Source organism: Frondihabitans sucicola (assembly GCF_030296615.1).
Taxonomy (GTDB): Bacteria; Actinomycetota; Actinomycetes; order Actinomycetales; family Microbacteriaceae; genus Frondihabitans; species Frondihabitans sucicola.
Genome location: NZ_AP027732.1, coordinates 1,979,030 through 1,996,954, shown reverse-complemented (window position 1 = coordinate 1,996,954; position 17,925 = coordinate 1,979,030). Strand labels below are relative to the sequence as shown.

The window sequence follows — 17,925 nt, the reverse complement described above, 5'->3', positions numbered from 1 at the left end:
GTCAGTTCGACAGGCTCATCGTCCCGTCGGGAAGCCACGAGACGATGTCCGTTCCCTTCTCGGCGTTCCAGGCGAGGGTCAGGCCGCTGGCGGGAAAATACCTGCCGGAGACGCAGACCGACGACAGTTGACCCGTGTGCACGACGACGAGGCAGTCGTAGTTGGTGGTGTCCTTCGCCACGTAGACCTGCAGCTCATCTCCCGGCGAGGAATCGTTGTCACTCAACCCGGCACTCCGGAAGGACGACCGCACCAGGTTGGACGGGATCGGGCCGGACGGGATGTCGACCGCGATCTGCTGGCCGCTGAAATCGGGCGCGACGAACGCCGGCAGCACCTTCTCGACCGAGGTGAGGTTCGAGTCGGCCGGCGGCGCTGCGGCCTCCGGCCGGCCGGAGACGGACAGGCCCGCGGCGAGTCCCCCGACGCCGCAGAGTGCGGCCGCGCCCACGGCGACGAGGATCGTGCGTCGCCGGCGTCGTCTCTCTCGTTCAGGGGCCTGCTCGTCGTCCACGGGACCGGGCTCGACACCCGGGGCGTCGGCCACGTCCGCCGGTCGAGCCGCCGAGGTCGGCGAGGCACGGTCGAACTCCGCCAGCGCCTGACGGTCGCTCGGTGTCGCGTCGGGGGCGAAAGCCCGCTCGACCAGCCGACGCCGCGCGGCGTCCCTCGCTCCTGGATCCTGTTCGTCCTGCATCCTGACCCCCTCGTCGGCAGCAGCCTACGACGGAGCGCTTCATCCTGCAGGCTGACCGGGCGTAGCACCTGGGTCTCGACCTGCGAAGGCCCAGCCCACGGGCGGGTTCCCTCCGTTAAGCTGAATTCGATCCCAGGCTTTCTTCTCGACAGCTGCGAATCGATCACAGGAGAACCTCCCATGCTGCCGCTGTCCACGATCCCTTCCTCGACCCAGAGGCCCTCATCCACGCGTTCGGGCCCTGGGCCGTGCTCGGCATCTGCGCGATCATCTTCGCCGAGACGGGTCTGCTCGTCGGCTTCATCTTCCCGGGTGACACTCTCCTCGTCCTCGCCGGCGTCATCGCCGCCAAAGACAGCTACGGGCTCGGCCTGCCCATCTGGCTCATCGCCCTCTGCATCGCTCTGGCAGCGTTCCTCGGCGGTGAACTCGGCTATCTCATCGGGCACAAGATCGGGCCACGCATCTTCGAGCGAAAAGAGAGCGGCCTCTTCTCGTCCGAGAACGTCCAGCGCACGAACGCCTTCTTCGACCGCTTCGGCGCCTTCGCGGTGATCCTTGCCCGATTCGTCCCGGTCGTCCGCACCTTCACACCGATCGCCGCCGGCGTCGCCCACATGAAGTACCGCAAGTACTCCCTGTACAACGCCATCGGCGCGGTCGCCTGGGGTTTCGGAATCACCATGCTCGGCTTCGGCATCGGGCACATCCCGCCCGTCGCCCGCTTCGTCGAGAACTACATCGACCTCATCCTTCTCGCGGCCGTCGTCGTGTCGGTGGTGCCGGCTCTGCTGCAGGTCTGGCGCACCAGCCGCAAGGCCAAGCGCGCGTCAGACTCGGGCGAGACGCCTCAAGAAACGGCTTCGGCGCCGGCGACGGGCGCCACGCCCACGTCATCGCCCGCGCAGCCGTAGCCTGTCGCCGCGAAATCGAGAACGCCGTCGGCATCCCTCCGCGAAGGGATGCCGACGGCGTTCTCGAGGTGGCTATCGGGCTCTGGGCTGTGTCTCCGCATGGGCCGGAGGAGACGTGAGGGGCACGCCTTAGCTCCCCGCCAGCGCCGTGATGCGGGGAGCCAGCGCGCGGAAGGCCTGCGAGCGGTGGCTCGTGGCGTCTTTCTCGGCGGCGGTGAGCTCGGCTGCCGAGCGGTCGGCGTCGGCGGGGCGGAAGATCGGGTCGTAGCCGAAACCGCCGGATCCTGCCGGCTCCGCGAGGACGGTGCCCGGCCAGCTGGCGATCTCGACCGACTCCTCGCTCTCGGAGGCCGACGCCGGCCCGTCGGGTCCGACCGCGCCCACGGGTGGCGGCACGACGAGAGCCGCAGCACAGACGAACTGCGCGCGACGATCGGTCGCGCCGCCGAGATTGGTGAGCAGCAGGCGCAGGTTGTCGCCGTCGTCTCGGGTACCGGCGTAGCGCGCCGAGTGGATACCCGGGGCTCCGCCGAGCGCGTCGACAGCGATGCCGGAGTCGTCGGCGATCGACGGCAACCCGGTGAACTCGGCAGCGGCCCGTGCCTTGATCAGGGCGTTGGCCTCGAACGTGTCGCCGTCTTCGACCGGCTCCGGCCCGTCGTAGGTGACCAGCTCGATGCCTTCGAGAGCGTCACCCAGGATTCGCTTGAGCTCTTCGACCTTGTGGGCGTTGTGCGTGGCGAGAACGACCCGTGTCATCTGGAGGCCGCCAGAGTGGACCGCTGGATGGCCGCCAGATCAACGGCTCCGCCGAGGGCCAGATCGAGAAGCGCGTCGAGCTCAGCACGGTCGAACGGCGCGCCCTCCGCGGTGCCCTGGACCTCGACGAACTTCCCGCCGCCGGTCACGACGACGTTCATATCGGTCTCGGCACGCACGTCTTCGACGTATGCCAGGTCGAGCATCGGTTCTCCGTCGATGATGCCCACCGACACCGCCGAGACGCTGTCGAGCAGCGGCGAAGCCTTCTGGCCGATGAACTTCTTCTCCCGGCCCCACTCGATGGCCTGCGCCAGCGCGACGTAGGCTCCCGTGATCGCGGCGGTCCGTGTTCCGCCGTCGGCCTGGAGGACGTCGCAGTCGAGCACGATCGTGTTCTCACCCAGGGCCTTCATGTCGACGACGGCGCGAAGGCTTCGGCCGATGAGGCGGGAGATCTCGTGGGTGCGGCCGCCTATCTTGCCCTTGACGCTCTCGCGGTCGTTCCGGGAGTTCGTCGCCCGAGGCAGCATGGCGTACTCCGCCGTGACCCAGCCCTTGCCCTTGCCGGTCAGCCAGCGGGGGACGCCGTTCGTGAACGACGCGGTGCAGAGCACCTTGGTGCTGCCGAAGCTGACCAGGGCGCTGCCCTCGGCCTGAGCGCTCCAGCCCTTCTCGATGGTGACCTCGCGGAGGTCGTCGGCCTGTCGGCCGTCGGCGCGGATCGTCATGGGGCTCTCCTCATACGTGGATGCTGGCCTAGCGTTGGTGCTGGTGCTCAGCGCGGCCCGCGGGCGAACCCCGCGGGAAGATCGATGGTGCCCGTCTCGAGGTGGCTCACGGTCGACACCTCGGGGCCGAGGAACCGCTTCGCGAGGTGCACGAAGCCGGCCTGGTCGGATCCCGTCGCCTGGAAGTCGTAGGCGGGAGCCGCCGTGGAGTCGCGCACGAGGTCGTGCGCGACGAGAGTCGAGTAGACGTCGGCCGCCGTCTCTTCGGCGCTCGACACCAACCGGACGTCGGGACCCATGACGTACTGGATGGCCGCCGACATCAGCGGATAGTGCGTGCAGCCGAGCACGAGCGTGTCGATTCGCGCCGCCCGGAGAGGCGCGAGATACCTCTCGGCGACCGCGCGCAGCTCGGGGCTCGACGTGTCGCCGTTCTCGACGAACTCGACGAAGCGAGGGCAGGCCGTCGTGAACAGGGCGAGATCGGGGGCGGCGGCGAACGCGTCTTCGTACGCCCTCGAGTTGACCGTGCCGGCGGTGCCGATCACCCCGACGCGTTTCGTGCGGGTCGCCTTCATGGCCGCACGGACGGCGGGCTGGATCACCTCGACCACGGGAATGCCGTGCGGACCCGTGTACCGCTCGCGCGCGTCGCGGAGAACGGCCGCGGATGCGGTGTTGCACGCGATCACGAGCAGTTTGACGCCCTGGGCGACGAGGTCGTCCATGACCGCCAGCGCATACTCGCGCACCTCGGCGATCGGCTTCGGGCCGTAGGGCATGTGCTCGGTGTCACCGACGTACAGGATCGACTCGCGGGGCAGCTGATCGATGATCGCTCGCGACACCGTCAGGCCGCCGACTCCCGAGTCGAAGACTCCGATGGGTGCGTCCGTCACGATGGTCAACCCTACCGGGCCGGTGGTCGCGGAGGCTGGGCACCTGGCCGACACTCCCGGGCGGGACACGGCCTAGGCTGGGCGCGTGACCAGCGTGCTCCTGACCGACAGGTACGAACTCACCATGCTCGACGCGGGTCTCCGCGACGGCACCGCTCTCCGGCAGAGCATCTTCGAGGTGTTCACCCGCCGGCTCCCTCCCGGGCGCCGCTACGGCATCGTCGCCGGCACGGGCCGCTTCCTGGACGAGCTCAGGCGTTTCCGCTTCGGCGAACCCGAGCTGACCTGGCTCGAGGAGGCCCGGGTGGTCGACCGGGCCACGATCGACTGGCTGGCCGACTACCGGTTCTCGGGGAACATCTGGGGCTACCGGGAGGGCGAGGTGTACTTCCCGAACTCGCCCCTGCTGATCCTGGAATCGACTTTCGCCGAGGCCGTGCTCCTCGAGACCCTCGCACTCAGCGTCTTCAACTACGACTCCGCCGTCGCCAGCGCCGCCGCCCGCATGGTCGCCGCCGCCGACGGCCGCCCGCTCGCCGAGATGGGCTCCCGCCGCACGGGTGAGTGGAGCGCCGTCGCCGCGGCACGCGCCGCCTTCATCGCGGGCTTCGGCGCGACGAGCAATCTCGAGGCCGGGCGCCGCTGGGGCATCCCGACGATGGGGACCGCAGCGCACGCCTTCACGCTGCTGTACGACACCGAGGAGGCCGCGTTCCGCTCCCAGGTCGACGCCTTGGGAGCCGACACGACGCTGCTGGTCGACACCTACGACATCCCCGCCGCCGTCGAGACCGCGGTGAAGGTGGCCGGGCCCGAGCTGGGATCGGTCAGGATCGACTCGGGCGACCTTCCTCAGCTCGTCGCGCAGGTGCGCGCCCAACTCGACTCGCTCGGGGCGACGAACACGAAGATCACCGTGACGAACGACCTGGACGAATTCACCATCGCGGCGCTTCGCGCGGCTCCGGTCGACAGCTACGGCGTCGGGACCTCCGTGGTCACGGGTTCTGGGCATCCCGCCGCATCGATGGTCTTCAAGCTCGTCGCCCACCACGACGACCACGGCGAGTGGGTGTCCGTCGGGAAGAAATCCGCCGAGAAGGCGACCGTCGGCGGCCGGAAATTCGCGGTCCGAGCTCGCCGCGCCGGAACAGCCTCCGAGGAGATCGTTCGGGTCGGCAATCACGACGTCGGACCCTCGGAGCGCACCCTCCTCGTTCAGCTGGTCACCGACGGAGTCGTCGACGAGCGCTGGACCGGGCCGGAGGGGTGCTCGCGGCACGTGAGCACCGTGCCGCCGCCGTCGGAGAACTGCCCCCGGCGGCTTTCAGCCTGGGGCGTGGCGAGCCGATCATCCCGACCCGCTACGAGTGAGCCCGCGAGAAGAGCGAGTTACTCCGCCTTCATCTTCTCGTAGATCTCTTTGCAAGTCGGGCAGACCGGGAACTTCTCCGGGTCGCGACCCGGGGTCCATTTCTTGCCGCACAGCGCCTTGACGGGCTTGCCGCTCAGCGCCGACTCCATGATCTTGTTCTTCGGCACGTAGTGCGAGAACCGCTCGTGGTCGCCGGGATCGATGTTCTCCTCGGTGAGGAGCTTCTCGAGCTCGCGATCGAGAACATCCGTGCCGCCGCCCTGGACGTCGCCTCCGAAACCTGTGTCACTCATGGATCCATGGTACGCCGCGTGGACCCGAGCGCCAGGCCTCGGGCGATCAGCTGCGGAGGGCGAACGCGAGGAGTTCCGGTGCGCGGCGCGCGAAGATCCTGCTTCCGACGAGGAGACCGGCGAGCAGGATCACGACGCCGGTCACGATCCCCGTCATCAGCGCCGCCATCGTGAGATCGGCGCGGCCGCCGACGGTCGCCAGCACGGCGAGCCAGCCGGTCGGGACCGACAGCAGCAGAGCCCCGCCGAACATCAGCGACTGCGACCACCCGGAGGCGGACCCGGTCGACTGGGGCTGCTGGAACGGGTCGTCTCCCGGGCGCACCGCGGCGTAGGGCAGCGCAGCGGAGACCACGCTGGACAGGCCGAGACCGCACAGCAGCAGCGACAGGCACACGCCGAACTCCGCGCCGAAGGCAGCGAAGTCGCCGTGGAGCCACACCGCCACCAGCGAACCGATGACGCTCAGCGGGATGCCGATGACGAGCGGCGGCGCCAACCGGCCCAATCGGTCGGGCAGGCCCTTGGTGTTGGTGGCGATGTGCAGCCAGAGCGCGGTGTTGTCGTAGGCGACGTCGTTGTGCGGGAGGAAGCCGAGCAGCAGGCACATCGCCGGCACCGGGACGAGGGCAAGAAGACTCCAGTTGACCCCCGCAATCCCCAGCGGGACCACGAGCAGGGGCAGGAACGGCAGGATCACGAGTGACCACCGGTAGCGGGCGTCCCGAGCCCAGTAGGTGAGGCTTCGTGCAGCCACGGCCCCGGCCGGGGTTCCCCGAGTGAAGTCGAACCAGCCGAGCGCCACGCGGTCGTTGTCGACGGCGGGCGCGGGCGGCTGATGCAGGGCCCGCTGCACCAGCGACCGCCACGCCCACCAGAGCAGGGCGACCGAGACGAGGGCGATCAGGAGTTCGAGGACGACGCGCCCGGTCTGACCGGCAGCGGCGTGGCCCGGCAGGGCGAGAGCGGCACCGAACGGAGTCCAGGCGAGAGCCGACGTCGCGAAGCCCGAGCCGCGGTAGCCACCGGGAAGGAGCACCCGGACCAGGTCGATCACCAGCGGGACGAGCAGGATCGCGACCAGGACGGCGCCGGCGACCAACAGGTCTCTCGAACGCCGCGTCGTGATCATCGAGTTGAGCGTGGACGCCACGAGCGCCAACAGGAGCGCGGTCACACCGGCCAGGACCGCCGCCAGGACCGCCAGCCAGGCGACGGCCGTGCCCTCGCTCCACGAGCGGACGTAGCCGGTGGCCAGGATCACGAGCGAGAGGGCGGGAAGGCCGATCGCTCCGGCGAGCGCGAGCCCCGACGCTGCGGCATCGGTCGTGAACCCGTACCCGAACAGGCGCCGCGGATCGCTCCAGGCCGGCCTCGACTGCGTGAACGGCGCCACGAAGAAGGCCACCAGCAGAAGCGAGCCGCCGCCGACCACCAGCGCCTGGACCTCGCCGAGAGCGTCGAAGCGCAATTCGCTCGCAAGCTGAGCGACGACGGTCGACGCCACGAGCACGACGAGCAGGACCACGACGGTCCAGAACGCGGGGCGAAGGCCGAACCGCACGCGATTCGCGATCGAGAAGAGCCTCAGTCGGAGAAGGTGTGCAACCATTCCATCCCCTCCGTTGCGGCTCCCCCGCCGGCGAGCTCGACGAAGCGCTCCTGCAGGGAGCGCCCGGCGCGAACCTCGTTGACCGTGCCCTGCGCGAGAACGTGCCCGTCGACGATCACGGCGACCGAATCGCAGATCCGCTCGACGAGATCCATGCTGTGGCTCGAGAGCAGCACTGTTCCTCCGCCTCGCACGTAGCGCTGCAGGATCTCGGTGACGGTCGCGGCGGAGACCGGGTCGACCGACTCGAACGGCTCGTCGAGCACCAGGACGCGGGGAGAGTGGATGATCGCCGCAGCCAGGGCGACCTTCTTCGTCATGCCGACCGAGTAGTCGCTGACGAGGCGCCCGAGAGCGTCGTGGAGACCGAAGGCGTTGGCGAGGTCGGCGGACCGCTTGCGCGCGGTGGCACCGTCGAGGCCGCGGAGCAGCCCCGCGTAGTAGAGATACTGGGCGCCCGTGAGCTTGTCGAAGAGTCGAAGGCGGTCGGGAAGGACACCGAGCGAGCGCTTGGCCTTCGCGGCGTCCTTCGTGCTCCAGACGTCTGTTCCGAGGATGGTGACCGTCCCGGCGTCCGGGCGCAGCAGGCCGGTGGCGATGGACAGCGTCGTCGTCTTGCCGGCGCCGTTCGGCCCCACGATCCCGTAGAAGGACCCGGCTCTGACGTCGAGGTTGACGTTCTCCACGGCCGTGGTCGACCCGTAGCGCTTGACCAGGCCCGAGATGGAGAGGACGACGGGAGCGTCGGCCGGCACCTCGGAATCGGTGGGTTCGCTCTTCGGCGCCGTGGCTCTGACCGGCGTCTGGGGCGCTGGCTCGGACTGCGCCGGGGGCTCGGGCTCTGCCGGGGGCTCTGGCTGCTCCGCGCGCTCGGGTCGTGCCGCGGGCTCGGGCTGCGCCGCGCGCTCGGATCGTTCCTCGGGCTCGGGCTGCGCCGCGCGCTCGGGCTCGGGTTCGACCGGAGAGGCCGGCCCAGCGACCCGCTCCCGAGTCGTGGACGGCGGCGAGACCGCGGCGGACGCGCGCGCTTCGTCGAGGCGTTCCTGGACCTTCGAGCGCGCCGACTTCCACCAGGACGACAGCCGCGCTGTCGTGCCGGCACCGGTACCGTCGCCCCCGGAGGAGGATTCGGCGGGCTCGGAGGAGGATTCGGCGGGCTCGGAGGACGGGTCGCGGAGCTCGGCCCCCGGAGGAGCTTCGGTCGCCTCTGACTCGTGCGCCTCTGGTTTCGCCTCGGGCACCTCACGCACGGAGGCCTCCGCCTCGGGCGCCTCCGCCTCGGGCGCCTCGGCCTCGACGGGCTCTGGGACGGTGGCTTCGGCGGCCTTCGCCGCGGCGGTTCGGCGCGCTGCGGGCTGCGTGGTCGGAGTGCGGGACGACGCGGGGCGGGATCCTGCGCCCTTCGTGTCTGCCGCACCGGTCGTGGTGGCCGACGCCGGAGACGTCCGGCGTCGCGGAGCCGGGGGTTTGCGGGTCGCAGCCGTCTTCGGCGCCGGAGTCGTCGCTGCGGCGTCGTCGCCCGACAGGGGCGGCGCCTGGGTCTCGCCGACGGGCGTCTCGACATCGGTCGCGGCCAGATCGGCGCGTGTCTCTTCTGCGGCCTTCGCCGCCGCCGTGGTTCGGGCGGGGTTGCTTCGAGCGGTCGTGGTCGACCGCGTCGTCGCGGGCTTTTTTGCCGCCGTCGATCTCGCGGGCGTCGTCTTCTTGGCGGAGGACGTCGTCTTGGCGGCGGCCGCCTTGGCAGCGGCCGACTTCGGCGTCGCCGACTTCGGCGTCACTGCCCGGGCGGTTCCGGATCGAGCGGAGGCCTTGGGCGGCGTCGACGAAGGGGAGGACTCGCCCTCGGGCTCTTGTCCCCCGACGGCAGGTCGATCGGTCACCGCGCCATCCGGTGCTTCCGGCCCGTCGATCGAGGCTCGCGCTCCGTCGGTGTTGCTCAAATCGTCCCCCTGCTGCGCTGCCACGAGTTGTTCCTCCCGGGTAGCCGTCGTCGGCTCGGCGTCGTCGCCGACCGGCCTTCCGAGTTGGTCTACCCGCGTGGGCTCGTGCCCACCGGTACGCTCGGCTTCGGTCATCGCCCAACCGTACCAACCGTCTTCCGGGAGCCCTCGACCGCGACCGCATGTCACGAACGCCATGTCACGAAAAGACAACGACTAGCTGTGGATTCGTCCCCCGATTCGGGGACTTCCCGTAGGCTGGACCCGCACAGTGACGTGTCCGAGACCCATAACGTCCGTCGAGGTCGGTCGTCAGTCTTCCAGAGGAAGACCAACGGCCGGTGAACAAACGATGTAGTTCCCCGACACGGACCAATCCACAAGGAGACAACCGTGAGCACGCAGATCGTGATCCTGGCCGCAGGCATGGGCACCCGCCTCGGCCGTTCGCTGCCCAAATGCCTGACCGAGCTGGCCGACGGCCGCACCATCATGCAGCAGCAGATGGAGAACATCCGCGAAGCGTTCGGTGCCGACGTGAAGATCACCGTCGTCGTCGGCTACAAGTACGAGCACATCGTCGAGGCCTTCCCCACCGCGAGCTTCGTCTACAACGAGCAGTACGACCAGACCAACACCTCGAAGAGCCTCATGCGCGCCCTCAAGGCGACCGGCTCGAGCGGTGTCGTCTGGATGAACGGCGACGTGGTCTTCGATCCTGCCGCCCTCAAACGCGCCGCTCCCTTCATCGCGTCCGAGCAGTCGTTCGTGTCGGTCAACACCTCCAGCGTCTCCGACGAAGAGGTCAAGTACACCGTCGACGCCGAGGGCTTCATCGACGAACTCTCCAAGCAGGTCAAGCACGGCCTGGGTGAAGCCGTCGGCATCAACTACGTGTCGAAGGCCGACAAGCAGACGCTCGTCCGCCAGCTGGGCCGAGTCGACAACCAGGACTACTTCGAGCGCGGCATCGAGCTGGGCATCGAGCAGAATGGCCTACGCTTCGTACCGGTGGACATCTCCGATCTCTACGCCGTCGAGGTCGACTTCGCCGAAGACCTCGAGCGGGCGAACCTCTTCGTCTGATACCGAGCGACCTGCAGCGGGCCCGGTACCTCGAGCCCGATCGGCCGGATGTCCCTGAACGTAGAGGACACCCGTGACCGCAGTTTCCGTCAGAACCGATAGCGCCCGGCGGCCCCGTGCCACGGGAGTGCGACGGTACCGTCAGGTGCTCTGGCTGCTGACGAGTCGCGACCTCAAGGTCCGCTACTCGACGAGCGCCCTCGGCTATCTCTGGTCGATCCTCGATCCGCTCCTCATGAGCGCGATCTACTACTTCGTCTTCACGAAGGTCTTCCACCGTGATGTGGGCGAGACGCCCTACATCGTCTTCCTGCTGAGCGGAATCCTCGCGTGGCAGTGGTTCAACGGCGCCGTCTCCGACGCCACCAAGGCGTTCACGTCCGACGCCAAGCTGGTCCGCTCGACGAAGATCCCCCGCACCATCTGGGTGAATCGGATCGTGGCGTCGAAGGGCATCGAGTTCCTGTTCAGCCTGCCCGTGCTGGCATTCTTCGCCCTCGTCACGGGAGCGCACGTGCACTGGCAGGTCGTCTACTTCCTCTCGCCATCGTGCTGCAAGGGGTCCTCATCACGGGCCTCGGGCTGATCATCGCGCCGCTTGTCGTGTTCTTCCGCGACCTCGAGAGGGCGGTGAAGCTGATCCTGCGCTTCCTCTTCTATGCGTCGCCGATCATCTACGGCACCAAGAACCTGCCCGAGTCGCTGCACTTCGCCGCGGCCTTCAACCCCTTGAGCGGCATCTTCGGCCTCTACCGGGCCGCCTTCTTCCCGGATCAGCTGCGCTTCGACGAGGTCGTCATCGGCGGTGTCCTCTGCTTCATCGTGCTCGCGGTCGGGATCCTCGTCTTCCGCGCCTGCGAGCGCGCCGTGCTGAAGGAGATCTGATGGTCGTCTCCGCTGTCCCTCCCGTCATCCGCGTGGCCGACGCGGGCATCCGGTTCCGCCGCAATCGCCGCGCCCGGCGCTCGTTCAAAGACCTCTTCGCCGACAGCAGTCGACGCACGCGGCCGGGCGAGTTCTGGGCGCTGCGCAACGTGTCCTTCGACGTGCAGCCCGGCGAGGCGATCGGTGTCGTCGGTCGCAACGGCCAGGGCAAATCGACCCTCCTCAAGCTCGTGGCAGAGGTCGTGCTGCCCGACGAGGGCAAGATCTCCGTCCACGAGGGCGTCGCTCCCCTGATCGAGATCACCGGCGGTTTCGTCGGCGACCTGAGCGTCCGCGACAACGTCTATCTGACGGCGGGCCTGCACGGCATGAGTCGCGCCGAGATCGACGCGGGCTTCGACGAGATCATCGACTTCGCCGAGATCGCCGCCTTCGTCGATACGCCGTACAAGCACCTGTCCAGCGGCATGAAGGTCAGGATCGCGTTCGCGGTGATCTCACGACTCGACGAACCGATCATCCTGGTCGACGAGGTGCTCGCCGTGGGCGACCGATCGTTCCGCGAGAAGTGCTACGGACGCATCGAGGAGATGCTGGCCGGCGGTCGCACCCTCTTCTTCGTCTCGCACAACGAGAAAGACCTGCGACGGTTCTGCACGCGCGGCCTGTACCTGAACAAGGGCTCCCTGGTGTTCGACGGCCCGATCGATCAAGCACTCGACCGATACAACGCCGACCTGGCTCCCAAGACGAAGGCGTAGTGTCCGCAGGATGCGACGCGACAAGCACCCGACTCCGGTCGACGACTCCTCCGATTCCCCTTCCGAGGCGAGCGGTACCACCGCACTCGAGCGAGCGCTCCCCGTGCGGGGCGATGAACTGCGCGAGGTCGGCAGTGCTCTGACCCACGACACCGAGAGCCCGCGCTGGCAGAGGAGCCTCAACCGGGTGCTCACGGTCCAGCACCCCGTCGTCGAGTCGCACGTCAGGATGCTGCGCCGTCGGCACCCCGACCACACGCCCGCCCAGATCCTCCGCACCCTCGAGCGCGAGTACCTGGCAGCGGTGACCACAGGCGGTGCCGCCGTCGGTGCCAGCGCCGTCATTCCCGGCATCGGGATCGGCATCTCGCTCGCGCTCTCCGGCGCGGAGACCGCCTACTTCCTCGAGGCGAGCGCCCTCTACGCGCAGTCCGTCACCGAGGTGCACGGAATCGCGGTCACCGACCCCGAGCGCGCGCGCACCATCGTCATGGCGATGATGCTCGGCGGACCCGGCGCCGATCTCGTCAAACAGCTCGCCGGAGAGGCCATCGGCAAAGGTCCGGCCCGCCAGGCCTTCTGGGGTGACCTCGTCGCCCAGCGGCTTCCGAAGGCGGCGATGTCCGGGGTCTCGGATCTCGTGCGCAAACAGTTCGTCAGCCGCTTCGTCAAGTCACAGGGTGCCACGATCGTCGGACGAGCGATCCCCTTCGGCATCGGTGCGGTGATCGGCGGGGTCGGCAACCACACGCTCGGCCGCAAGGTCGTCACGAGCTCGCGAACCGCCTTCGGGCAGGCGCCGGCACGGTTCCCGCTGGAGTTGCCGGCAAAGAAGTCTCGGCGCTGAGGCGCCGACTCGGGCCAGAGGCGGCGACCAGGGTCGACGGCGGCGGGTCGGCGACTCGGGTCCGGACGAGCTGAGACCCTTCGCACTCTTTCCACAATCGGCCAGAATCGGTACGTTCTCCACAGAAAAACGCTCCCTCACAGCCTCGCGATCGCGACGTCGGACGCCCCTCCTAAGTTCGTCGCCATGAGCAGTCACCCACCGGCCTACGCCGTCCCCTTCTGGATCGATCGTCAGCACGCGCCCCGCCTCTATCGCCTCGTCCACGTCGGCGACGAAAATGTCCGCGGGCTGCGCGTCAGCCTCCTCGGGCCCGGGCATCTCGTGCCCGTCTTCGTCCCGCTGCTGACACCCGGGGCGTCCGTCACGGTGACCGTCGTCGGGGTCGATCTCAGCCTCGGCACGGTGGCCGTGGTCAGCTGGTTGCGGCCGGACGGCGAGGAGTACCTGTGGCGCTTCAGCTTCTGATGATGCCGCCGAGGCCTCCGGGGCGTCCGCGGCCTCCGCGGCCTCCGGGGCCTCCGCGGCCACCGCGGCCTCCGGGGCCTCCGGGGCCGGGAGGGAGGCGGCGCGGTCTCGGGCAGAGGGCCGAGCTACCTGCTGCTCCGTCTCCTGCGCTGCTCGCGCACGTAGTCCACGGCGCTGAAAGTCTCGAGCACCGGCGGAAGCGTGTCCGCGCCGATCCCGGTGACGAACGCCGCCGGGTCGCTTCCGAGCACAGCGCCCAGGCGCACGATCGTGTGCAAGACCGGGTTGCCGATGCCGCGCTCGATCTTGCCGTAGTTCGAGACGTTCATCCCCGCGAGGTGCGCGACCTCGTCCTGGCTGAGGCCGAGCCGCAACCGCTCGGCACGCACGCGCTCCCCGAAGAGTCGAGCGGCCTCGGAGGTGGGTTGCGGCATACCTCATGGTTGTGCCGCCCCATGACATACGTCCAGATTCCACGGACCGGGGTGATTTAAACCCTGGGCGTAGAGACCTGATCAGCCTAGAGGTCTGTGTCGTCCACGATGGGCTTGTCATCGTCGACGACGCCGCCGACCGGCTCCGACTCGACCGGAGAAAGGCGCTCGAATTCGGCCCAGCGGTCGACCAGGAGGTCCACTGCCGCCTCGAAACGACGGGTCGCCACTCCGGGCGTCGTATCTCCGAAGTGATGCTCCGCCCAGAAGTCGAGGCGAGCGCGCGCCTCCTCGTCTTCCAGAACCCGCGACACGTGCTCGACGATGTTGCCGGCCTGTTCGGCCGGCAGCCACTCCGCCGCCCCCAGGTAGCCCGTCTCGTCGACGTCGGCGTCGGGCGACGACGGTCGGGCGATCAGGAGCGGCCTTCCGGTGGCGAGACGGTCGTAGACCATCGCCGAGATGTCGGTGACGGCGACGTCGGCTGCGGCGAGCTGCCAGCCGAGATCGGGGCCGTCGTCGTAGACGTGAGAGGCCTTCGGGTCCCGTCGATTGGCCTCCGCGATCGCCCGCACCGTCGCTTCGTGAGCGGCCTTGTAGACAGGGTCGACGACGCCGCTGCGCGGGTGCGGCCGATAGATCACGCGGTGCTTGCCCGTCGCGAGGAGAGCCGGCACGAGAGCCGCATGACTGGCGATCGACCCGTAGGCAGCTGCCGGGCGGTCTCCCTCCCAGGTGGGGGCGTAGAGCACCACGACACGTTCGTCGGGTTCGTAGGGCAGCCGGCCGGCGAAGTGGTCCGCTTGAGGACGACCGATCATGATGGCGCGCTTGTCGAGGTCGTAGTCCCACAGTTTCGCGCCGAGCCGCTGCAGCGCGGCCTTTCCCGCCACGAACGCGTAGTCGTACGCCTTGAACTGGTTGGTCGTCATGTACATCTTGTCGCTCTCGCCGTGATTGACGAAGACGTGCCACATGCGTCCGTACCGCATCATCTGGAAGTTCCGCGAGTTCTGGTTGACGTAGAGGGTCATCGCGAGGGGATGCGACTCGACGAAAGCCTCGAGGTCGACGACCTGGCGCGCGTAGACCACCGGGACGGGCGACTCGTCGAGCAGGGCGAGCATCGTCGCCGGGCTGCGCACCACGATCGCGACGGGGTGCGTCTCGGCCAGGTGGGCCAGCGGCGCGTACCACTGCCTGATCTGGTAGAGATTCACGGGCCCGTCAGCGAAGTAGACCGCCACCTGCACCGACCCCGGCATCGGCGACTTCCCGCTGGTATCGCGAGCGGCGAGAGCGCGGCGCCTGCCGCGCGAGATCCAGGCACGGCGCACGAGGCCGAAGGCGAGGCCGAGGTCACGGGTGAGGGACACGGCGTGTTGTCCTTTCCAGCTGGGGTGAGGTGACGGAAGAACAGAGTCAGAGCAGCGGTGGCCGACCTGCTCGGGTCATACGGACCACGGTGCTCCATCCCATCGAGTGGCGACCGCCGGGCGACGTGGCCCAGCCTTCCCGGAAGCCCTCGAACCACGGTCTGAGGCGATCGGGATGCCGGGCCCACCGCAGCACCTGCACGCCCGTCCACGAGCCGACATAGAGCGGAACGAGCGGCCACGGCAGATTGCGCTTGGCCAGCCAGACACGGTTCCGGGCGTTCAGTCGGTAGTACTGGCTGTGGCGGGCAGGATCGATGGCCGGGTGGTTCGCGATCAGGTCACCGGCGTACCAGACCCGTTTTCCCTGCGCCCACACGCGCCACGCGAGCTCGATGCCCTCATGGGCGTAGAAGTACGGCTCCCCCACCCCCACAGGCGTCGAACACGTCGCGCGGCAGCAGGGTGGCGCCCTCCCAGACCGAGAAGACATCACTCGAGTCGGTCGGGCTGCCTTTGCGGAGGCGCGGCGTCCAGCGCCGCGGATCCGCAGCCCCGGCGGGATCGGTGACCCGCGGCTGAAGGAGGCCGATGTCACCGGTCTCCACGAGCATCCTGACCGCGTCTTTCAAGAACGTCGACGAGGGCACGGCCGCATCGTCGTCGAGGAAGAAGATGTAGTCGCCTTCGACGATCTCGGCACCGCGGTTGCGGCCGGCCGGGATTCCCGCGTTGTCCGGCAGCACCAGTCGACGCACGGCCGCCGGCAGTTCTCCCGGGTCGGCTCCGTTGCCGACGCAGACGATGTCGAGATCGACGCCCTCCTGGGCCAGGAGCGACTCGAGGCCGACGCGGAGCTCGGCCGGCCGGCGCCCCTGGGTGAGACTGACCACGCCGATCGAGGGTCGCCTCGAAGCGGACGGGCTCAGGAGCGCACCCTCTTCGACGACATGATGGCGATGAAGTGGCCGACGAGGGCCAGGAACGACAGCGGCAGCAGGACCGAGACGAGGATGCGATCCGCAGACACCTGACCGATCGCGAGCCCGAGCAATGAGATCGCGAAGATGATGATGGTGAGTTCCACCGAGTGATAGAGCCGGTGGAACGGCACGAATCGGGAGGCGCTTCGCAGCCGCGCGAGGAGACGACCGCTCGGCACGGTCGCGCCGCCGCGTTTGTCTTCGAGTTTCGTCAGCCCCGCGTTCGCCCGAGCGACGTGGACCATGTCGTTGAGCGCCTTGTTCAGCACGATGATGAGGGCGAGGGCGAGACCCAGCGTGGTCCAGAGGAAGTCGGCAGGGGCCTGGAACGGGAACCCTGCAGCCCGGATTCCGAGCATGACGGGGATCAGCGCTTCGGTCGTGTAGTGCCCGACCTTGTCGAGGAAGACGCCGGCCGGAGACGACGTGCCGCGCCAGCGCGCGACCTCACCATCGCAGCAGTCGATGAGCATCTGCAGCTGGCCGAGCACGAGAGCGAGCGCCGGGCCGACGAGGCCGGGAATGAGGAGCGAGAAGGCGGTGGCCCAGCCGGCCAGGATCATGAAGCCGGTCACCCCGTTCGCCGTGATGCTCGTCTTGAGGAAGACCCAGGTGAGATACGGCGAGAGGTTGCGCAGGTAGAGCGAGGCGGTCCAGTGCTCGGCGTTGGCGCGGCTGCGCACCTCGGGGGTTGCGCAACGCGCTTCAGCTCGGCGATCGACGAGGGACGCGTGGGCGACGGCATTCTTACCTTCCGACGTGCGCGGTGATGTTCTTGGTCAGCTTCGAGAACCCGGCGACGAAGCCGATCCCCCATCCGAAATGGATGCAGGGCAAGACTACGAGAAACCACAGCCGCGTTCGGACGCCCTCGTCGCGGGCGGAGACGAGCGTCGCCGCGACCACGAAGACGACGTAGACCGCGGGGATCACGAAGCCGATCAGCAGCCAGGCGAGGGCCGTGCCGAGCATGGCGCCCACGACACCGATCAGACCGACGACGAGGCCGATCACCACACCGAGCACCATGACCGGGGGCACGAGGTAGCGCAGGGAGTTGGCGAACGCGAACCGGCGAACCAGTTCGCCTCGCCAGATGCCCGTGGCGACGAACTGCCGCACGAGCTTCCGGAGACTGGGGCGCGGACGGTAGGTGACGGTGAGGTGCGGCGTGAACCACACGGTGCCGCCGGTGCTGCGCAGGCGACGGTTGAGCTCCCAGTCTTGCCCGCGCTTGATGTTCTCGTCGAACAGCCCGACCTCGATCAGGCGGTGCCGCTGGAAGACGCCGAGGTAGGCCGTCTCGGCGGGGCCCTCCTTGCCGCCGACGTGGTGCGGGGTGCCACCGAGCCCCACGCGGCTGCCGTAGGCGCGCGCCACGGCCTTCTCGAAGGGGGTGCGGCCCTCGGCGCGCATGATGCCTCCGACGTTGTCCGCCCCGCTCCGCAGGAGCGTCTCGACGGCGATCCGCGTGTAGTCGGGCGGCAGGACCGAGTGCGCATCGACGCGCACCGTCACGGGGTACCGCGAGGCCAGGATTGCGACGTTGAGACCGGCCGGAGTCGACCCGACCGGGTTGGGGATGCTGCGGATCCTGCTGTCTTCGGCCGCCATCTCGGCGACGACCTCGTTGGTGCCGTCGACGCTGGGCCCCAGAGCGAGGATGACTTCGAACGGGCCCTCGTGATCTTGAGCGATCAGGCTCTCGACGGCGGACCGGATTTCGCGCACCTCGTTGAGGACGGGCATCACATAGGACACACCGACGGTACGGCTGTCTTGTGAGCTCATCTGATCCTGTGGCGTCGGGTGCGCGGTGGGCCGACTGCCGTCCGCGGAGATCCGGACGAGCTTACCAGGACGAC

General features: G+C 68.8%; 16 protein-coding genes and 3 pseudogenes. 7 read left to right on the top strand and 12 right to left on the bottom strand.

Translation table 11 applies throughout. From position 1 onward, the window contains the following. Position 1: 1 nt before the first annotated feature. Positions 2–697, bottom strand: a complete 696-nt coding sequence (locus tag QUE79_RS10285) for a hypothetical protein (protein ID WP_286346570.1) — start codon at positions 695–697, stop codon at positions 2–4. A gap of 248 nt (positions 698–945) precedes the next feature. Here QUE79_RS10285 and QUE79_RS10280 point away from each other — a divergent pair, with 248 nt between their 5' ends. Continuing rightward, positions 946–1,611, top strand: coding sequence for a DedA family protein (locus QUE79_RS10280; RefSeq protein WP_286346569.1), 666 nt, complete (start codon positions 946–948; stop codon positions 1,609–1,611). A 129-nt stretch (positions 1,612–1,740) separates the two neighbouring features. Here QUE79_RS10280 and QUE79_RS10275 read toward each other — a convergent pair whose 3' ends face one another. Genes QUE79_RS10275 through murI form a run of 3 tightly spaced genes read right to left on the bottom strand, consistent with a single transcriptional unit; the run spans position 1,741 to position 4,000 of the window. Next, entirely contained in the window at positions 1,741–2,370 is a 630-nt protein-coding gene (locus QUE79_RS10275) for a non-canonical purine NTP pyrophosphatase (protein WP_286346568.1), read from the bottom strand. Continuing rightward, positions 2,367–3,101 (bottom strand): ribonuclease PH, encoded by a 735-nt coding sequence (rph, locus tag QUE79_RS10270; protein WP_286346567.1) that lies wholly within the window; start codon positions 3,099–3,101, stop codon positions 2,367–2,369. Before rph ends, QUE79_RS10275 begins: the two co-directional genes overlap by 4 nt. A gap of 47 nt (positions 3,102–3,148) precedes the next feature. Continuing rightward, positions 3,149–4,000 carry a glutamate racemase gene (murI, locus tag QUE79_RS10265; RefSeq protein ID WP_286346566.1) on the bottom strand — a complete coding sequence of 284 codons (852 nt, stop codon included), beginning with the start codon at positions 3,998–4,000 and terminating at the stop codon, positions 3,149–3,151. Positions 4,001–4,124: 124 nt separating this feature from the next. Here murI and QUE79_RS10260 point away from each other — a divergent pair. Next, positions 4,125–5,374 (top strand): annotated as a pseudogene (locus QUE79_RS10260) (nicotinate phosphoribosyltransferase). Between the two features lie 18 nt (positions 5,375–5,392). On the opposite strand, the gene QUE79_RS10255 reads toward QUE79_RS10260, so the two are convergent. Genes QUE79_RS10255 through QUE79_RS25490 form a run of 3 tightly spaced genes read right to left on the bottom strand, consistent with a single transcriptional unit; the run spans position 5,393 to position 9,355 of the window. Then, entirely contained in the window at positions 5,393–5,668 is a 276-nt protein-coding gene (locus tag QUE79_RS10255; protein ID WP_286346565.1) for a DUF3039 domain-containing protein, read from the bottom strand. Between the two features lie 46 nt (positions 5,669–5,714). Beyond that, on the bottom strand, positions 5,715–7,280 hold the full coding sequence (locus QUE79_RS10250; protein WP_286346564.1) for an ABC transporter permease: 1,566 nt from the start codon (positions 7,278–7,280) through the stop codon (positions 5,715–5,717). Then, entirely contained in the window at positions 7,256–9,355 is a 2,100-nt protein-coding gene (locus QUE79_RS25490; RefSeq protein WP_350271681.1) for an ABC transporter ATP-binding protein, read from the bottom strand. Before QUE79_RS25490 ends, QUE79_RS10250 begins: the two co-directional genes overlap by 25 nt. Before the next feature lie 258 nt (positions 9,356–9,613). Between QUE79_RS25490 and QUE79_RS10240 the strand changes: the two genes are divergently transcribed. From QUE79_RS10240 to QUE79_RS10220, 5 genes and pseudogenes are all read left to right on the top strand, one after another. Then, positions 9,614–10,306, top strand: coding sequence for a phosphocholine cytidylyltransferase family protein (locus tag QUE79_RS10240; protein WP_286346563.1), 693 nt, complete (start codon positions 9,614–9,616; stop codon positions 10,304–10,306). Between the two features lie 127 nt (positions 10,307–10,433). Then, positions 10,434–11,191, top strand: a pseudogene (locus QUE79_RS10235) (ABC transporter permease). Further along, complete coding sequence (locus QUE79_RS10230; protein WP_286346562.1) at positions 11,191–11,952, top strand: ABC transporter ATP-binding protein; 762 nt, start codon at positions 11,191–11,193, stop codon at positions 11,950–11,952. Before QUE79_RS10235 ends, QUE79_RS10230 begins: the two are co-directional and overlap by 1 nt. 10 nt (positions 11,953–11,962) lie before the next feature. Continuing rightward, a complete protein-coding gene (locus tag QUE79_RS10225; RefSeq protein ID WP_286346561.1) occupies positions 11,963–12,799 on the top strand; it encodes a hypothetical protein in 837 nt (278 codons plus the stop codon). A gap of 186 nt (positions 12,800–12,985) precedes the next feature. After that, on the top strand, positions 12,986–13,267 hold the full coding sequence (locus QUE79_RS10220; RefSeq protein WP_286346560.1) for a hypothetical protein: 282 nt from the start codon (positions 12,986–12,988) through the stop codon (positions 13,265–13,267). Between the two features lie 125 nt (positions 13,268–13,392). Here QUE79_RS10220 and QUE79_RS10215 read toward each other — a convergent pair whose 3' ends face one another. The 5 genes and pseudogenes from QUE79_RS10215 to QUE79_RS10195 form a co-directional block, all read right to left on the bottom strand. After that, positions 13,393–13,701 carry a helix-turn-helix domain-containing protein gene (locus tag QUE79_RS10215; protein ID WP_286346559.1) on the bottom strand — a complete coding sequence of 103 codons (309 nt, stop codon included), beginning with the start codon at positions 13,699–13,701 and terminating at the stop codon, positions 13,393–13,395. An 86-nt stretch (positions 13,702–13,787) separates the two neighbouring features. Further along, positions 13,788–15,077, bottom strand: a complete 1,290-nt coding sequence (locus QUE79_RS10210; RefSeq protein WP_286346558.1) for a CDP-glycerol glycerophosphotransferase family protein — start codon at positions 15,075–15,077, stop codon at positions 13,788–13,790. A 46-nt stretch (positions 15,078–15,123) separates the two neighbouring features. Continuing rightward, positions 15,124–16,006: pseudogene (locus QUE79_RS10205) on the bottom strand (glycosyltransferase family 2 protein). Beyond that, positions 16,003–16,743 (bottom strand): CDP-alcohol phosphatidyltransferase family protein, encoded by a 741-nt coding sequence (locus tag QUE79_RS10200; RefSeq protein ID WP_286346557.1) that lies wholly within the window; start codon positions 16,741–16,743, stop codon positions 16,003–16,005. Before QUE79_RS10200 ends, QUE79_RS10205 begins: the two are co-directional and overlap by 4 nt. A gap of 64 nt (positions 16,744–16,807) precedes the next feature. Beyond that, on the bottom strand, positions 16,808–17,851 hold the full coding sequence (locus QUE79_RS10195; RefSeq protein WP_286346556.1) for a glycosyltransferase family 2 protein: 1,044 nt from the start codon (positions 17,849–17,851) through the stop codon (positions 16,808–16,810). Positions 17,852–17,925: the final 74 nt, after the last annotated feature.